The organism is Cupriavidus sp. WGlv3 (assembly GCF_023952475.1).
GTDB classification, from domain to species: domain Bacteria; phylum Pseudomonadota; class Gammaproteobacteria; order Burkholderiales; family Burkholderiaceae; genus Cupriavidus; species Cupriavidus phytorum.
Genome location: NZ_JALHRX010000011.1, coordinates 18,457 through 35,153 on the forward strand (window position 1 = coordinate 18,457; position 16,697 = coordinate 35,153).

The 16,697-nt window shown below is 70.2% G+C and carries 16 protein-coding genes; 14 read left to right on the forward strand and 2 right to left on the reverse strand.

Annotated elements, in window-relative coordinates:
* Positions 1–85: 85 nt before the first annotated feature.
* Entirely contained in the window at positions 86–1,483 is a 1,398-nt protein-coding gene (locus MKD38_RS18410; protein WP_252678793.1) for a collagen-like triple helix repeat-containing protein, read from the reverse strand.
* Between the two features lie 690 nt (positions 1,484–2,173).
* Here MKD38_RS18410 and MKD38_RS18415 point away from each other — a divergent pair.
* The 14 genes from MKD38_RS18415 (at position 2,174) to MKD38_RS18485 (ending at position 16,224) form a co-directional block, all read left to right on the forward strand.
* Entirely contained in the window at positions 2,174–3,295 is a 1,122-nt protein-coding gene (locus MKD38_RS18415) for a collagen-like triple helix repeat-containing protein (RefSeq protein ID WP_252678794.1), read from the forward strand.
* A 363-nt stretch (positions 3,296–3,658) separates the two neighbouring features.
* Entirely contained in the window at positions 3,659–3,847 is a 189-nt protein-coding gene (locus tag MKD38_RS18420; protein ID WP_018004770.1) for a Flp family type IVb pilin, read from the forward strand.
* A 6-nt stretch (positions 3,848–3,853) separates the two neighbouring features.
* Positions 3,854–4,327 (forward strand): A24 family peptidase, encoded by a 474-nt coding sequence (locus MKD38_RS18425; RefSeq protein ID WP_252678795.1) that lies wholly within the window; start codon positions 3,854–3,856, stop codon positions 4,325–4,327.
* Between the two features lie 72 nt (positions 4,328–4,399).
* Positions 4,400–4,876, forward strand: coding sequence for a TadE/TadG family type IV pilus assembly protein (locus MKD38_RS18435; RefSeq protein ID WP_252678796.1), 477 nt, complete (start codon positions 4,400–4,402; stop codon positions 4,874–4,876).
* Between the two features lie 43 nt (positions 4,877–4,919).
* Positions 4,920–5,870 (forward strand): Flp pilus assembly protein CpaB, encoded by a 951-nt coding sequence (gene cpaB / locus MKD38_RS18440; RefSeq protein WP_252678797.1) that lies wholly within the window; start codon positions 4,920–4,922, stop codon positions 5,868–5,870.
* 19 nt (positions 5,871–5,889) lie between these two features.
* Positions 5,890–7,302 carry a type II and III secretion system protein family protein gene (locus MKD38_RS18445; protein ID WP_252678798.1) on the forward strand — a complete coding sequence of 471 codons (1,413 nt, stop codon included), beginning with the start codon at positions 5,890–5,892 and terminating at the stop codon, positions 7,300–7,302.
* 47 nt (positions 7,303–7,349) lie between these two features.
* Entirely contained in the window at positions 7,350–8,609 is a 1,260-nt protein-coding gene (locus tag MKD38_RS18450) for a CpaE/TadZ family protein (protein ID WP_252678800.1), read from the forward strand.
* Position 8,610: 1 nt separating this feature from the next.
* On the forward strand, positions 8,611–9,927 hold the full coding sequence (locus MKD38_RS18455; protein ID WP_252678802.1) for a TadA family conjugal transfer-associated ATPase: 1,317 nt from the start codon (positions 8,611–8,613) through the stop codon (positions 9,925–9,927).
* Positions 9,920–10,846: a type II secretion system F family protein gene (locus MKD38_RS18460; protein ID WP_252678803.1), complete on the forward strand. Its 927-nt coding sequence runs from the start codon at positions 9,920–9,922 to the stop codon at positions 10,844–10,846. Before MKD38_RS18455 ends, MKD38_RS18460 begins: the two co-directional genes overlap by 8 nt.
* Before the next feature lie 22 nt (positions 10,847–10,868).
* Entirely contained in the window at positions 10,869–11,933 is a 1,065-nt protein-coding gene (locus MKD38_RS18465; RefSeq protein WP_252678805.1) for a type II secretion system F family protein, read from the forward strand.
* Positions 11,930–12,778 (forward strand): tetratricopeptide repeat protein, encoded by an 849-nt coding sequence (locus MKD38_RS18470; protein ID WP_252678807.1) that lies wholly within the window; start codon positions 11,930–11,932, stop codon positions 12,776–12,778. The genes MKD38_RS18465 and MKD38_RS18470 overlap by 4 nt, the downstream gene beginning before the upstream one ends.
* Positions 12,775–13,134: a DUF3613 domain-containing protein gene (locus MKD38_RS18475; RefSeq protein ID WP_252678809.1), complete on the forward strand. Its 360-nt coding sequence runs from the start codon at positions 12,775–12,777 to the stop codon at positions 13,132–13,134. Before MKD38_RS18470 ends, MKD38_RS18475 begins: the two co-directional genes overlap by 4 nt.
* A complete protein-coding gene (locus MKD38_RS18480; protein ID WP_252678811.1) occupies positions 13,131–14,822 on the forward strand; it encodes a TadG family pilus assembly protein in 1,692 nt (563 codons plus the stop codon). The genes MKD38_RS18475 and MKD38_RS18480 overlap by 4 nt, the downstream gene beginning before the upstream one ends.
* A 37-nt stretch (positions 14,823–14,859) precedes the next feature.
* Complete coding sequence (locus MKD38_RS18485) at positions 14,860–16,224, forward strand: sigma 54-interacting transcriptional regulator (RefSeq protein WP_252678813.1); 1,365 nt, start codon at positions 14,860–14,862, stop codon at positions 16,222–16,224.
* Positions 16,225–16,236: 12 nt separating this feature from the next.
* Here MKD38_RS18485 and MKD38_RS18490 read toward each other — a convergent pair whose 3' ends face one another.
* A complete protein-coding gene (locus MKD38_RS18490) occupies positions 16,237–16,593 on the reverse strand; it encodes a YgiW/YdeI family stress tolerance OB fold protein (RefSeq protein WP_252678815.1) in 357 nt (118 codons plus the stop codon).
* Positions 16,594–16,697 lie beyond the last annotated feature (104 nt).

Below are 16,697 nucleotides of genomic sequence, written 5' to 3' on the forward strand. Positions count from 1 at the left end.
GGTCCAGCGCGTGGCCGCTACGTTGAATCAGGTGAGCACCGCTGCCCGCGATCAGGCGATCGCCGGGGCAGCGGCCAAGGCAGGATTACTTCTGGCCGATCGCGCCGGTCAGGCCGCCGAGCAGGCCGCCGACCAGGCCCCCGACGGGGCCGGTGGTCGAGCCCTTGGTGGTGGTGCTGCCCGCGGTGGTGGTGACGCCGCCGGTGACGGCGGAGACGACATTGGTGACGGGGGACAGCGGGCTGGTGGCGCCGGTGCCGGCGGTTGCGCCGCCAACGCTGCCGACGACGCCATTCACCACGCCGCTCACCGCGCCGGTGACCGGGGCCAGCGGCGTGCTGGCTGTGGCGGAGGTCAGGCCGCCGGTGACGGTGCTGACCAGGCCGGTGACAGGCGCCAGCGGCGAACCCGTGCCGCCGGCGCCTGCCCCGCCTGCCAGCCCCCCGGCCAGCGTGGTAACCGGTGCCAGTACCGAACCCAGCGCGCCCAGCCCGCCGCCGCTGGCGGGGCCGTTCACCGCGCCGCCGAGCGCGGCCACCGTGGTGCCGGTGGCGTTCACCACGCCGCCGGCGCCCGCGACCACCGGCGTGTTGGTCTGTTGCAGCCTGGTGCCGGCGGTGGCCAGCGCGCCGCCCACGGTCGCCAGCAGGCTGCTGCTCGGGGCGCCCAGGCCAGTGGCCGCGCCTAGTGCCTGCGTGGTGCCGGTCAGCTGCGAGGTGATCGGCACGATCAGCTTGCTGGTGGTGATGGTGACCTGCTCGACCGCGCCGCTCGACAACACCGAGGTCAGCGTCCCGCCGGTGTTGCTCACGGTATTGCCCAGCGTGCCGACCACCGCGCCCAGCGGCGAAGTCAGCGGTGCCAGCGGTGCCAGCTGGCCGGTGCCCAGGCCGCTCACCGCGGTGCCGGCGCTGGTCACCGCCTTGCCCAGGTCGGTCACCACGTTGCCGGTGCTGGCGACGGTGGTGCCTACCGGGTTGGTCGAATTGGGCATGCTCCCCAGCCCGGATTGCAGGCCCGTGGCCAGCGCGCCGACGGCATCGCCGGTCGCGGCCACCACGCCGCCCAGCCCGCTTTGGGTCTGGCCGGGCAGCAGCGGCAGGTTGGCGTTGCCAAGCTGGTTGCCAAGGTCGCTGACGGTGCTGCCCGTATTGCCCAGCACCGTGCCGGCGTTGTCGATCACCGTGGCGGTCGGGGTCAGCGCGGTGGGCGTCTCGCCATCGCCGGTATTGCCGCCGGTGTTGCCACCAGTGTTGCCGCCGCCGCTGCCGCCCGTGCCTCCGGTACCGCCGCCAGCCAAGTCCGTGCCGCCACCAGTCCCACCGGTGCCGCCGGTGCCGCTGTTCGTGCCGCCATTGGTGCCGCCATTGGTGCCCGCGGCATCGCTGGTGCCCATCGACGTCGCTCCGCTGCCGCTGGCGCAGCCACCCAGGGCCAGCAGGGTTGCGAGGAGTGCCGTTACGGCGAGTTGTTGTTTGCGCATGGTCTGTTCCTTCATTCCCGTCGTTCAATCGCTCGGCCGCGCAACGCGTTTGTCTGCTGCGTGCGGCGGTGACGGTGATGGCGCAATCGGTATGCCAGCCTTTTGGCGTGCTACCGCACAGACCCCGCCGAAGTCGGGTATGGCGCCCGCCAGGCCTTGCGGCATGCGGCCTGCGCGGTGGCGGTGGAAAGCGCCGCGAGACCTGGTTGCGCGTTGGCGCGGAGGGCGGGGCGCGTTACGCGTTACGTAACGTGTGTCGTGCGCGGGGAACAAAACAGCGCGGGCAAGGCGACGCGCAGCCAGCGGTCGCGGAGCCGCGGCGCCGGCGCCGCGTGTTCCCGCATGCCCGGAACACGTTACGTAGCACGTAACACGTCGGGCCCCTGCCGCGACGCTGCGCACGCAGGCTTCGCCGCTACCCCGTTCCACCCTGAAAGCCGCGCCGCACAAGGCATGCAAGCGGCCCGCCGGTCTGTGCGCCAGCCCGCCTTGCCGCGCTGGCACGCGCCTTGCCATTCGCTCTCCCGACGCCCCGACGATTTCGCGTTCCACCGTGTTGCCATGACTGATGGGGATGGCAGGCAGGTCGAACAAAGCGGGACAACGGTGGGGCTCGTCGGCATTCCATGCGGCGGTTCACAAGAAAAGACGGTCCGGCAGTGCCGTGGCCAACCAGACAGGAGAAGGACAATGAAGACCAAGCATCCCGCACCGCTTTCCATAACCTCGCTGGCCGCGGCCGGCGTCGCCGCCCTTGCCTTGCTGATGGCGGGCTGCTCGTCGAGCGGCGGCGGCAGCGGCGCCAATCCGCAGCCCAGTGGCGGCGGCGCCGATACGCCGGTCACGCCGCCGCCGCCTGGCGCCGCGCAAACCGCGCCGACCGCCAAGGTCACCGAAGGCGCGGGCAACACCGTGGTGTCGGCGGGCAATGCCGTCAGCGAGATCGGCAAGTCGATCCAGGAGGCACCGCTGCCGCTGCTGCCCACCGACGCACGCAAGGGCGCGGGTGGCGTGGTGGTCAATGCGGGCGAAGCGGTCGGCGCGCTCGGCGCCGGCGTGCGCGACGGACTGGGGCAGATGGGCTCGGTCGACAACCCGCTCGGCGTGACCGTGTCCAGCAGCGGCAACGTCGTGCGCGAAGCGGGCGACGCCGTGGTCAGCGGCGGCGAGCTGGTGAAGGGCCTGGGTACCGAGAAACTGGCGCCGCTGGCACCGCTGACCACGCCGGTGGGCGGCCTGGTCAAAAAGGTGGGCACGGCGGTGCAGGGCGGCGGCGACAAGCTGCAGACGGTGCTGTCCGATGGCGCCGTGGCGCAGGTCACCAACTCGCTCAGCGAGGTCATCGTGCCGCTGAGCAGCAAGGTCACCGACGGCACGCAAACGCTGGGCGCAACCACGCGCCTGGGTTCACCGACCGACGGTCTGCTTTACAAGGTCGGCAATACGGTGGCCACCGGCGGCAGCATGCTCAGCAACACGCAGGCGCCGGTGGTATCGCCGCTCGGTGGCGTGGTGACCGAGACCGGCAAGACCGTTGCCGCGGTCGGCGTGCTGGTCAACGGCAATGGCCAGAGCGGCGGCAACCCGCTGGGCGGCCTGTTGAACAACCTGCCGCTGGCCGGCGCCGGCAATGGCCAGAGCGGCGATGGCAGCCAAGGCGGCAATGCGCTCGGCCCGGTCGGTGCGCTGCTGGCGCCGGTCACGGGTCTGGTCGGCGGCATCAAGAGCGGTGTCGGCGGCAGCGCCGGTGGCAGCTCTGGTGGTGGCGACGGCAAGCCGCAACTGCCGATCCTGGGCGGACTGCTCCACTGAAATGTCTCAACCCGCATAGGTGTTTTCACGGTGCGCTGTCGCTCATCACCCCGTCGCAGCGCATCTTTTTATTCCACCTGGCCGCGCGGCTGAAATGCCGGCATGGCCAGGCTGCGGGCCGGTTTACGCCGGCCCGCCTGCTCTTTGACAAGCTGCGATCCAGCGCGATTCAAACGCGTGCCTTAACCCCTTCGGGTCATTACTATCACCCGAGGGAGGGGTATGGTTGAGACATACCATGTCTTATAAAAAAAGCGCAGCAAGCGTGAATAGTCGATAAAAGAGCGGGCCACAGAGCACCGTGATAATCGAACGGGGGAAGCGTGATCGCGGCATCAGATCACTCGGGAGTGTCAACAAATCATGAAACGACTCATTGCACGCTTTATCAAAGATGAGCGCGGGGCAACCGCTATTGAATATGGGCTGATTGCCGGGCTTGTCGCCCTCGCAGTCGCCGCCGGCGCCACCCAACTTGGCACTAACCTTAGCGATGGCTTTAAGAGCCTTGGCGAAAAGGTGGTGACCATGCTTGGCAAGCCAACCACGTAAGGCGCCGTGATTGCCGCGCTCCTCTGCGCGGCGACCCTCTACACAGACTTCGCTTACCGGCGGGTTCCGAACCTCTTGCTGGCGATCGCCGTGCTGGCCCTCGGGCTGTCCCTGCTCGCCGGACAGGCTACGGAACCGCCGCTGGCCGCGCGCCTGATCGGCGCGGGGCTGGGTCTTGCCGTCACCTTGCCGGTCTACGCTCTCGGGCGCATGGCCGCGGGCGATGTCAAGTTCCTGACGGTAGCGGGGTTGTTCACCGGTCCGCAAGGGCTGGTGGTGGCATGGGTCGTCGGCAGCCTGCTCGGGCTGGTGCATGCGCTGCTGGCGCTGGCACTGGCGCGCCGCACGCCGGCCGCGGATCACGCTTTGCATTCCCAGGACCAGTCCCTCCCAACGGCGCAGTTTTCGCTGGCGCGCGGCATCCCGTATGCGGCGTACCTGGCCGTGGGGGTGCTGTTCTGGATGGCTGCGGGCCAATAGCCGGAATGGCTTGAGGCCAGCAGGCCGCGCCGCCGGTCGGCGCGGCGGAACACCAAGAGACCGGGGTTTCAGATGTTGCTGCACGCAAGGGTCAACAGGAAAACCAGCCGGCGCCGCCACGGTGCCGGCAGCGCCGCGATCGAATTTGCCATCGTGGCGCCGGTGCTGATCACCATCGTGATCGGCATCGTCTATTACGGCGTGATGCTGGCGCTGCAGCAGGTGCTGACGCTGGCCGCCGAGGAAGGCGCGCGCGCCGCGCTGCGCTATCCCGCAGGGGTTTCCGGCACCAGCCTTGCAGCCACGCAGCAGGCACGTGTCGATGCCGCGGCCGCGATGGCGCGCGGCACCTTGCCCGCATCCATTCGTGACCTGATTCCCGCCGCCGGCGTCGCCACGGCCGTGCCGTGCGCGGCCGGCTCGGCCGACGTCTGCGTACAGGTCACGCTGACCCTGGCCACCACCAACATCATGCCCGCGGTGCCGATGGTGCCGCTGCCGGCCGCGCTGTCGGGCTCGGCCATGGTCCAGCTCTCTCCCGACATTTGATGCGCATGACGAATCGCCCCATGCCCGAACCAAGGATTTCCGCATGACCAGCAAGCAGATCCGATTACTGGCCATTGTGCTGCTTGGCCTGGCCCTGCTGCTGGCGCTGCTGGCGTGGCAGGTCGGACGCCAGCCGGCCCAGCCCGCGGCATCGGCCGGCGCCAGGCCGCTGCATCCGGTGGTGGTCACCACACGGGCGGCGGAAGCCGGCAAGCCGCTCGATGCCGAGGCGCTCAAGGTGGAGCTGCTGCCGATCGATCCCGCCGGCGCCTATCGCGACGTGGCGCGCGTGACCGGGCAGGTGCCGCTGGTGGCGCTGGGCGCCAACGTGCCGGTGCTGGAAAGCCAGCTGCTGTCCGGCCTGGCCGCGCAGGTGCCGGAAGGCGAGCGCGCGGTGGCGGTGTCGGTCGATGAAGTCATCGGCGTTGGCAACCAGGTGCAGCCGGGCGACTATGTCGATGTATTCCTGGTGCTGCGGCGCGACCAGCAGGAAATCCCCGACAGCCAGGCGCGCATGCTGCTGTCGCGCCTGCGCGTGCTGGCCTACGGCGTGGCCTCGGTCAACCGGCCGCAGGCGGCCAGGCCGGAACAGATGATGGCGCGCCAGGAAGGCGCCAAGACCGCGGTGCTGTCGGTGCCGCTGGAACAGGTCAGCCGGCTGGCGATGGCGCAGCACTCCGGGCGCCTGGTGCTGGCGCTGCGCAATCCGCAAGACCAGGCCATGCCGAGCGACGGCATGTTTGCCGAACTCCCGCCCGCATTGGCGGCGCGCGCCGGCATTCCCGCCGACGCACCGCGCGCGGCCACCGACAAGGCCACCGCGGGCGTGCTGCTGTCCGGGCTGGCCGCCACCAACGGCGCGCCGGCTGCGCGCGCACCGGCGGCAGCGCCGGCGCCGCGGCCGCTGCAGGTGGCCGCGCCGACGGCGCCGGCACAAGTCAGGGAACGCGCTGGCGTGGAAGTGATTCGCGCCGGCAAGCGCGACATCGAATAAGCACGTGGGCGCCCATCGCATGCCAATCCAGAACCCACCCGCCCATGCCGTGACGCTGCGCCGCCGGCTGATGCAGCTAACCCTTGCCGCCATCATCGCCACCACCGCATGGTGCGCGCTGGCGCCGCGCGCGCAGGCGCAGGACGTCGCCACCGCGCGGCAATTGCGCCTGATGGCCGGCGCGCAGAAGGAGCTGCGCAGCGCGCAGCCGGTGGAGCGCGTCGCCGTGGGCAACCCCGCGGTGGCCGATGCGCTGATCCTGCGCACCCGCGGCGCGCCCAGCGTGCTGCTGGTGGCCAAACAGCCTGGCGTGACCGACGTGATGGTGTGGACGCGCGGCAACGCCGAGCCGCAGAGCTACAGCGTGAAGGTGGATGCCATCGCGCCCGATGCCAATGGCGCGCAGCTGGGCTACTCGGCAGCCGGCGCCACCATCACCGGGCAGTCGCCGGATGCCTATGGCGCCGCGCGCGCGCAGGCGGCGGCGCGTGCGGCCACGGCCGGCAAGACCGACGGCAAGCCGGGCCTGGTGGTGGACCGCTCCACCGTGCCGCTGAGCGGCACCGTGCAGGTCGACGTCAAGGTGGTGGAGATCAGCAAGACCGTGCTCAAGGAAGTCGGCATCAACTTCTTCCGCAACAACTCGGGCTTTGCCTTCGGCTCGTTCTCGCCGTCGACGCTGAACAAGTTCACCTTTACGCCGGGCAGCGGCGGCGCGCCCGGCAGCTTCAGCGCCGACATCGCGTCGCCGATGAGCAATGCCTTCAACCTGGTGGCCGCGTCGCTCACGCATGGCATCTTCGCCAATATCAGCCTGCTCGAGGCCAACGGCCTGGCGCGCGTGCTGGCCGAGCCCAGCCTGGTGGCGCTGTCGGGGCAGAGCGCCAGCTTCCTCGCCGGCGGCGAGATCCCGATCCCGGTGCCGCAGGCGCTGGGCACCACCACGATCCAGTTCAAGCCGTTCGGCATCGGGCTGACGGTGTCGCCCACGGTGCTGTCGGCCGACCGCATCGCGCTGAAGGTGGCGCCCGAGGCCAGCGATCTGGACCCGTCGCGCGGCATCTCGATCAACGGCGCGGTGGTGCCGGCCATCGTCACGCGCCGCGCCGACACCACGGTCGAGCTGGGCGATGGCGAGAGCTTCGTGATTGGCGGGCTGGTCAGCCGCAACACCGTCAGCAACGTCAACAAGGTGCCGGTGTTGGGCGACCTGCCGGTGATCGGCGTGTTCTTCAAGAACCTGAACTTCCACCAGGAAGACCGCGAGCTGATGATCGTCGTCACGCCGCGCCTGGTGAAGCCGATGGCGAAGAACTCGCCGGCGGCGCAGGCCGTCGGCGCCGACGGCCGCACCAGCGCCAGCCCCAATGTATGGGGCTGGTATGTGCTGGGCGAATACGCGGACCCGACTTTGCCGGGTTTCTCGAAATAGCCGCCGGCCATGCCGGCTGGCATGGCCAACAGCTTTGAGGCGGAGAGATGGACTATTTTCTGTTGCACGCAACGCAGGGCGAAGTCAGGGACTGGCTGGGCAAGGTCATCGGCGCGCTCGGCACGCTGGTGGCCGATGGCGGCGCCCAGGAAGGCTTTATCGAGCGCGTCTCCGAGCTGCGCCCGGGCCTGGTGTTCCTGCATTTCTCGGCGCAACTGGCGGCGCCGTCGGCGCGCCTGGCCGAGCAGCTGCAGCGGCTGTTCCCCGGCCTGCCGCTGGTGGCCGTGGGCCAGGCCGGCGAGCCCGGCGTGATGCTGGCCGCGCTGCGCGCGGGCGTAAAGGATTTCATCGACCTGCGCGATGCCCCGGCCGAGGCCGAGGCCGTGGTCAAGCGCCTGGCGGTGCCGAGCGAGCAGGTGCGCCCGGCCGAGGCCGCGCGCCAGGGCAAGATCGTGGCGCTGCTGGGTGCGCGCGCCGGCGTGGGCGTGACCAGCCTGGCGGTCAACCTGGCCGCGGCGGCGCGCCGCCACCTGCCGCGCCATGCCAAGACCGATGCCCGCGCCGAAGTGCTGCTGACCGACCTGGGCCTGCCGGCGCGCGACGGCGCGCTCTACCTGAACCTGAGTCCGGGCTTCCATTTCGTCGAGGCAGTGCGCAACCTGCGCCGCTTCGACCAGGTCTTCGTGCAGACCGCGCTGACGCGGCATGGCAACGGCGTGTGCGTGCTGCCGCTGCCGGCCGCGCTGAGCGAACTTCGCGACATCTCGTACGCCGATGCGATCGGCCTGCTCGAGCGCCTGCGCGCGTTCTTCGACCTGCAGATCGTCGACCTGGGCGGCTTCGGCAATGCCGAGTTCACCGCGCAGATCGTCAAGGCCGCCGACAGCGTGGTGCTGGTCGCGGACCAGAGCGTGGGCGCGATCGTGTCGGCGGCGGAGCTGGTGCATGAACTGCGCGCGCGCGAAGTGGAGCGCGACGACCTGCACCTGCTGGTGTCGCGCTTCGACGCGCGGCTGGGCGTCGATGCCGCGCAGATTGCCCGGCGCGTTGGGGTGGAGTCGGTGGCGACGCTGCCGGACAGCCGCGAGGCGCTGGTGCTGGCGATGAACCGCGGCGCGGTGCTGGCCGACGACGATCCGCACTGCCCCTATGTGCGCGCGCTGGCCGAGCTGCTGGCACGGCTGGGCTACCGCACCGCCACGGCCAGGGACGCCACGCTGCTGGCGCGGATCAAGGACAAACTGCCCGGGGCGCTGCGCGCAGCGCTGGTAGCGCGCAGCGCGCGCACGGCTCGCACTGGAAGCTGACATGACGCAAGCGATCGAATTCTCCGACAACGCCCCCGCACCGTTCCCGGTGTCGCAGGAGTTCCACAACATCAAGGAAGCCGCGCACGAGCACCTGCTGACGCGCATCGAAGAGCTGGGGGCCGAGTTCGGGCGCTGGTCGCGCACCGCGATCCAGCGCTTCGTCGACCTGGAGCTGGAAAGCTTTACGCGGCTGCGGCGCATCCCCATCAACGAGGCCGAGCTGCGCCAGATCGCCGAGGCGCTGACCAAGGAGCTGGCCGGCTTCGGCCCGATCGAGGACCTGCTCAACGATCCCGCGGTCGAAGACATCCTGGTCAACGGCCACCTGGATGTGTATGTGTCGCGCCATGGCGTGCTCGAGCGCATCCCGGTGCGCTTTGCCGACAGCGGCCACCTGCTGCGCATCGTGCGCCGTATCCTGGCGCCGATCGGCCGGCGCCTGGACGAGTCCAACCCCATGGTCGACGCGCGCCTGCCCGACGGCGGCCGCATCAACGTGGTGATCCCGCCGCTGGCGCTGGAAGGCCCGGTGGTGTCGATCCGCAAGTTCCGCAAGGACCCGATGACGCCCGCCGACCTGCAGGCGCTGGGCACCATGAGCCCCGAGATCTGCGACCTGCTGCAGGCCGCGGTGCAGGCGCGCTGCAATATCCTGGTGAGCGGCGGCACCAGCTCCGGCAAGACCTCGCTGCTCAATGCGCTGGCCACCTTCGTGCCGCCCACCGAGCGCGTCATCACCATCGAGGATACCGCCGAGCTGGCGCTGAACCATCCGCATGTGGTGCGGCTGGAAAGCCGTCCCGGCGGCTTCGAGGGCACCGGCGTGGTGTCGATCCGCGACCTGCTGCGCAACAGCCTGCGCATGCGCCCGGACCGCATCATCGTCGGCGAAGTGCGGGGCGGCGAGGTGCTCGAGATGCTGCAGGCCATGAGCACCGGCCACGACGGCTCGATGGGCACCATCCACGCCAGCAGCCCGCGCGAATGCCTGTACCGGCTCGAGATGCTGGCCGGCTTCGCCGGCTTCCAGGGCAGCGAGATGAGCCTGCGGCGCCAGATCGCCAACGCCATCGACTTCATCGTGCAGATCGCGCGGCTGTCCAACGGCAAGCGCCGCATCGTCTCGATCACCGAGGTCACCGGCCTGGGCGACAACATCATCTCGACCCAGGAGCTGTACCGGCACGAACCGTTCGTGAACGCCGACGGCACCGAGACCGACCGCTGGCTGTCGCTGGGCCTGCTGCCGCACTCGCCCAAGCTGGCGCGCATGCGCGGCCCGGGCTTCATGCTGGACGACCGCTTCGATGTCTAGCGCTACCTTGCTGCTCGCCGCGCTCGTCCTGGTCATCGCCGGCCTGGGGCTGCTGCTGCTCGCCAGCGCGCAGGCACGCGCGCGCCGCGAACAGCAGCAGGCGTTCCTGCAGGCGCAGACCGAGCAGGTGCGGATGCGCTACACCCAGGCGCCCGATCCGTCGCTGCAGCTGCCCGCGCGCGACCTGCGCCGGCGCTGGGACGACTTCCTGCGCCGCGCCGACCTGGCGCCGACGCGCCGCACCGCGCTGCTGTGGCTGTCTCCACTGGTGCTGTGCACGCTCGCCGGTGCGGTGGCGGGGCAATGGCTGGGCGCGGTGTCGGCGCTGGTCGTGGCGCTGGCGGTGACAGCGTGCGCGGCGTGGCACCGCGTGCGCCGGCTGCACAAGAAGCTGCTGTCGCAGCTGCCCGGTTTCCTGGATGGCGTGGTGCGGCTGATGACCATCGGCAGCAGCGTGCCGGCCGCGTTCCAGAACTCCATCGCCAATACCGAGGCGCCGCTGCGCCAGTGCCTGGTGCAGGCGGTGCACCTGCAGCGCGCCGGCAAGGAGCTGGACCAGGCGGTGCTGCAGGTGGGGCGCGCCTACCAGGTCGAGGAACTGGTGCTGGTGGCTTCGGTGCTGCGCCTGTCGGTGCGCTACGGCGGCCGCGCCGACGTGGTGATGGAGCGCACCGCCACCTTCATGCGCGACCGCGAGCAGGCGCAGCGCGAGCTGATGGCGCTGTCGGCCGAGACCCGGCTGTCGGCCTGGGTGCTGGGCCTGCTGCCGCTGGTGGTGGCCGGCGGCCTGTTCACGCTGAACGCGGGCTACATCCTGATGATGTGGAAAGACCCCACCGGCAAGACCATGCTGCTGTCGGCCGCGGCGCTGGAAGTCGCCGGCGCGCTGATGCTGTACCGGCTGGCCAAGTCGATCTGAAGGCAACGATGACATTGCCACCATGGACCGCCTGACTCTGATCTCGCTGAGCCTGCTCGCCGCCGCCTGCGGCATCGGCGTGCTGGCCTTGCCGCTGCTGCGCGACTGGCGCCAGCGCCGGCTGTCGACCCGCACCATCGACGCCGCGCTGGCGCGCCAGCGCGCAATGGAAGCCTTACAGAACGCACAGGCCGCCCAGGCCGTGCCCGTCGGCGCGCCGCGTGCGCCGGGCGTGCCCGGCGTGCCGGGTCCCGCGGGCGCGCGCCCAGCGACCCCTGCGGCAGCCTCCGGCGTCGCCACCGCGCTCGGCGCCCAGCTGGGCGCGCGCGTGGGCGAGCGCTTCGATGCCCACTGGCTGGAATCGCGGCTGGGCCGCGCGGTGGTGACCCCGGAAGACCAGCAGTTGCTCGAGCAATGCGGCTGGTATGGCCTGCAGGCGCGCGTGCTGTTCGGCGTGCTGCGCCTGGGCCTCCCGCTGGCCTTGTCGGTGCTGGCGATGCTGTGGCATCTCGGCGCCAGTGCCTTCATGGTGATGGCCTGGGGCTTCGGCACCTTCGCCGTGGCCTACCTGGCGCCCAAGTGGTACCTGCGCCGCCGCGCCGCTGGGCGCCTGCGCATGGTCGACGACGAGCTGCCGGTGCTGATCGACATGCTGCGGCTGCTGCAGGGCGTGGGTTTGTCGATCGACCAGAGCCTGCAGGTGATCGTGGCCGAGTTTGGCAGCATGCTGCGCGTGCTGGGGCCGGAGCTGGCGCGCGCCAACCAGCAGTTCGCCTCGGGCCGCTCGCGCGAGCAGACCCTGCTGCGCATCGGCCGGCTGTTCGACAGCGAAGACCTGAAGAGCCTGATCACGCTGCTGACGCAGGTCGACAAGCATGGCGGCGCGGTGCAGGAGCCGCTGCGCCAGTTCGGCCTGCGCATGCAGGAGGCGCGCAAGTCGCGCATGAAGGACGAGATCGGCCGCCTCACGGTCAAGATGACCGCGGTGATGGTGGTCAGCCTGTTGCCGGTGCTGCTGATCCTGACCGCGGGCCCCGGCTTTCTCGGGGTGATCCGCATGCTGGCAAACATGGGAGGAACGCGATGATGGGTTTCATGGCGCGCTCGGCCGCGCGCGTGCTGCTGACCGCGCTGGCCGCGCTGTCGGGCTGCGCCGCCAGCAACAACGGCGCCACGGCCATGCACGATCAGGCCGAGGCCCAGGTGGAACTGGCCAGGTTGCGCGACAAGACCGCGCGCGCGGAATACAGCGAGCAGGCGGTCTACCTGGGCCTGATCCGCAAAATGCAGCAGGACGGCCTTTACTTTGCCTCGCTCGCGCATATCGAGGTCTATGTGCAGCGCTTCGGCACCGGCCCGGAGATCCAGGTAATGCGCGCCGATGCGCTGCGCGAAACCGGGCAGGACCAGGCCGCCATCGAGGCCTACCAGGCGCTGGCTGCCACCGCGAAGGGCGCGGAGGCCGCGCATGCGCACCACGGACTTGGCCTGTTGGCGGGGCGCCAGGACGACTTTGCGCGCGCGGTCACGGAGTTGCGCGCCGCCGCCGCGCTGGACCCGGTCAACGCGCGCATCGCCAGCGACCTCGGCTATGCGCTGATGCGCGCCGGCGCGCTGCAGGACGCGCGCGTGCCGGTGATGCAGGCGCTTGAGCTGGACGCGCGCAATCCGCGCGTGATCAGCAATGCCGTGGTGTGGCTGATGGCCGATGGCAAGCGCGCCCAGGCCAACGCCATGATGCAAAAGGCCGCATTGCCCGAGCCCACGCGCAGCGCGATCCGCAAGGAGGCGGACCGCATCGCCCGCGCCGCCGCCACGCGCGACCGCGCCACGTCGCGCCAGGGCCAGCCCAGGCCGATCTCCGCGCCCGCCGCCGTGGCGGTCGTGGCCAAGCCAATCGCCATCGCCGCGCAAGCCGGCGCTACACCATGACAGCCAATCTTCTTGTTCCGATCCGAAAGCGCGCAGCATGCGGGGCGCTGTGCCTGTGGACACTGGCCCCACTGGCCTACGCGCAGGGCGACGCCGCGCCGACCGAAGCCGCCGGCATGCCGGCGGCGCGGCCCGCGCAGCGCGAGATCGGCGCCGACACGCGCACGATCCTGGCGATCCAGCGCGAGGGCACGCAGGCCGGGCCGATGCTGCCGATGCACGGCGAGCAGGCCGCGCTGGGCTATGAGCGCTACCTGAACAGCTTCCGCTTCGCACTGCCCGAGTTCTACACCGGCCAGGCCAACGCCAGCACCACGCGCGCCGGCTCGGCCGGGCAGATGCTGGGCGGAAAATGAGCCTGCGCCAGCCGCCGGTGCCCCGCACCCGTCGCGCCGCACGCGGCGCCGTCAGCGTGATGGCGGCGGTGCTGATCGCCACCGTGGCGATTGCCGCGCTCGTGTCGGTCGACGTCGGCCATGTGTTCATGCGCCAGCGGCAGTTGCAGAACATGGTGGACCTGGCGGCGATGTCGGCGGCGCAGCAACTCAAGCGGGCGGATAGCGCGGCCAATCTCAACGCCGCGGTGCTGGGAACGGTCAGCAATATCGGCGCGAAGAACGGCTACCCGTCGGGCATTGCCATGGGCTGTGCGGCGGCCGCCGGCGGCGGCGCGGATGCGATGACGGCCTGCGTCGGCGTGTGGGATCCGGCGACCGCCGGACCCAGGCATTTCAGCGCCGTGTACAACGCGGCCACGGTCTCGCCCAACGCCGTGCGCGTGCAAGCCACGCAGACGGTGCCGATCCTGTTCGTATTCAAGGGCGGCAGCGGCAGGCAGCTGTTCGCCGAATCGATTGCCAGCGGCAGCCCGCCGGTGGCGGCGTTTTCGCTGGGCACGGGTCTGCTGGACGTCTCGACCGCCAATAGCATGCTGAGCGTGCTGCTGGGCAATGCGGTGAACCTGTCGTTGGCGGACTGGCAGGGGCTGGTCAATACCACGGTGACGCTGGACCAGCTGCGCCTCGAGGCGGACGTCGGGACCGTGGAACAACTGCTGAGTGCGTCGCTGAGCCTGCGCGATTTCTATGCGCTGGTGCTCGGCGCGGCCGGGCGCGACACGCTGCTCAACACCATGCTGGGCAGCCCGCCGACCGCGCTGGCGGCGAGCGGGGCGGCCGCGACGGTGTCGCTGGCAAGGCTGCTCGACCTCGGCCTGATGGCACCCGCGGCATCGTCGGCGGTGGAGGTGGGCCTGAATGTCGCGCAGTTGCTGCTCGCTGGCGCGCAAGTCGCACGCGGCGACACCGCGGTCGCTTTGCCGCTGAACATACCCACGCTGCCGCTTGGCCTGGGCGGCATCAGCGCCAACCTGCGCGTGATCCAGCCGCCGGTCACGGCTGCCGGACCGGCGCGGCAGCTTTCCAGCAAGCCCGACACGTGGCAGACCAGCGCCACCTCCGCGCAGGTAAGGCTGACGCTGGCGCTGCAGATCAAGGCAGACATCCTGAAGCCGGTAATCGACGCCGATCTGAACGTGCCGCTCTTTCTTGATGTCGCCAACGCCACGGCCGACCTTACCCGGCTTCAATGCGCGGCCAATCCCGCGGATCGTCGGGCCACGATGCAGCTAAGGAGTGGCCTGGCCACGGCGTGCCTGACCGACGGCTGCACGGGCGGCGAGGTGGTGCTTGGCGAGGTCAAGGTGGGACTGCTGGGGGACATCGCCCAGGTTGTTGCCACCGACGTGCCGCGTCATGGCAACACCGTCGCCCAGGAAGTCACATTGGCGCCGGGCGGCCATGCGCAAGTGGGTATGTCGGATCCCTTCGGCGGAGTGTTCTCGCAGGTGCTGTCGCTGAAGGTACGGACCAAGTTGCTGGGGATTCTCAGCTTGCCTCTGGATGTCGGCCCGCTGCTGGCGCCGCTGGGGGCTACGCTCGATGGGCTGGTCCCGCCGCTGCTCAACAGCCTTGGCATCCAGCTAGGCAACGCCGACCTCTGGGTCCACAGCATCGATTGCAACAACGCTGAACTGGTGTACTGAGCCATGATCGCGCCAACCGCCTGATGGCAGAAACAGAATGAAGACAGACCGCTGGGCCTACGAAAACCTTGAAGTCTACGTGTGGGAAGGCAAGTACGAGATTGCCGACCGGGTCACGCGTTTCCTGGCGCCGCTGGGCGTGGACGTGATCCGCGCCGGCGCGCTCGAGGCCTTGCCGGCCGAGCCGCGCCTGAAGCCTTGCATCGCGGTGATCAGCGTGTCGGTGATCGGCGCGGCGCGCTTCTCGCTCGACTGGGAGGCCGCGCATGGCATGCCGGTGATCTGGGTGGCCGGGCCGGGGCGCGAGACCGATCCGGGGCGCTTTCCGCCGGAGTACGCGCATATCCTCGCCGATGACTTTACCGGCGCCGACCTGCGCAGCCAGATCGGCAAGCTGCTGCCGCAGCTGCTCGCCACCGAGGCCACCGGCGAGCGCGAGGCCGACCTGGTGGCCGGCTCGCCGGCGATGCGCCAGCTGCTGCAGCATGTGGAAACCTTTGCCGACTTCGGCAGCAATGTGATGCTGTACGGCGAGACCGGCGCGGGCAAGGAGCGCATCGCCCGCTTGTTCCATGAGCGCAACAGCACCTATGGCAAGGGCCCGTTCGTCGCGGTCAACTGCGGCGCGATTCCCGACGGGCTGTTCGAGTCGCAGTTCTTCGGCCATGCCAAGGGCGCGTTTACCGGGGCCTCGTTCGCGCATCGCGGCTACTTCGAGCAGGCCAACGGCGGCACGCTGTTTCTCGACGAGATCGGCGATCTGCCGCTGTTCCAGCAGGTCAAGCTGCTGCGCGTGCTGGAAGAGAACGTGATCACCCGGCTGGGCTCGACGCTGGCGGTCAAGCTGGATTTCCGGCTGGTCGCGGCGACCAACAAGGACCTGCGCGACGCGGTGCGGCAGGGGCGCTTCCGCGCCGACCTGTTCTTCCGCCTGGCAGTGATCGAGATGCGCATCCCCAGCCTGGAAGAGCGCGGCCCGGCCGACAAGGTGGCGCTGCTGCAGTCGTTCCTGCGCCATATGCTGGGCGCCTCCGGCTATGAGGCCTTGCCGCCGATGCCGGACTGGCTCAAGGGCGCGGTCGGCACCGCCTACTTCACCGGCAACGTGCGCGAGCTGCGCAACCTGGCCGAGCGCGTCGGCATCACCGTGCAGCAGACCGGGCATTGGGACGAGGAGCGCATCCGGCCGCTGTTCCGCGCGCTGCATCCGGGCGCGTTCGATGGCGGCGAGCGCGCCGACCTGCGCGGCGACATGGAAGAACGCCGCCGCATCCTGGCCGCGCTCGACGCCAACGGCTGGCGGCGGCAGGACACGGCGGCCAGCCTGGGCATCAGCCGCAAGGTGCTGTGGGAAAAAATGCGCAAGTACCAGATCGCCGACAGCGAGGCCGAGCCGGCCTGAGCGCCGCGCGCATCAGGGCAGGCGGATCTCCTTCACGTCGAAGTGCGATTCGCCGATCAGTTCCTTGTCGTATTCGCCGACCAGTTCCACCGTGGTCTGCGCGTCCACCGGCTTCTGCGCGGGCCAGGTCCTGGCCTTGATCTTCACCTTGATCTGGCCGGTGCCGTCCGAGAACAGATAGCGCTCGTCGCCGACGCTGCTGACGATCTTGCCGCGCAGCACGGCCTGCTGGTCGTCCTTGCCGTCGGCCTGCAGCGCCTTGACGGTCATCACGGGCACCGTGGAGGGCCCGGTGTACTGGGCGCTGGCGCCGGCTGCGCCCAGGCCCAGCGCCAATGCGAGGGTGGTGGCGGTCAGGATGCGTTTCATGTGCGTTCTCCGTTGAGAGGGATCGAGGGGCGACTGCGGCCATGATGCGCGCGCCCGCCTGAACCGGTGCTGAACAGGTGGCGGGCTGCGACGCATTATGATGC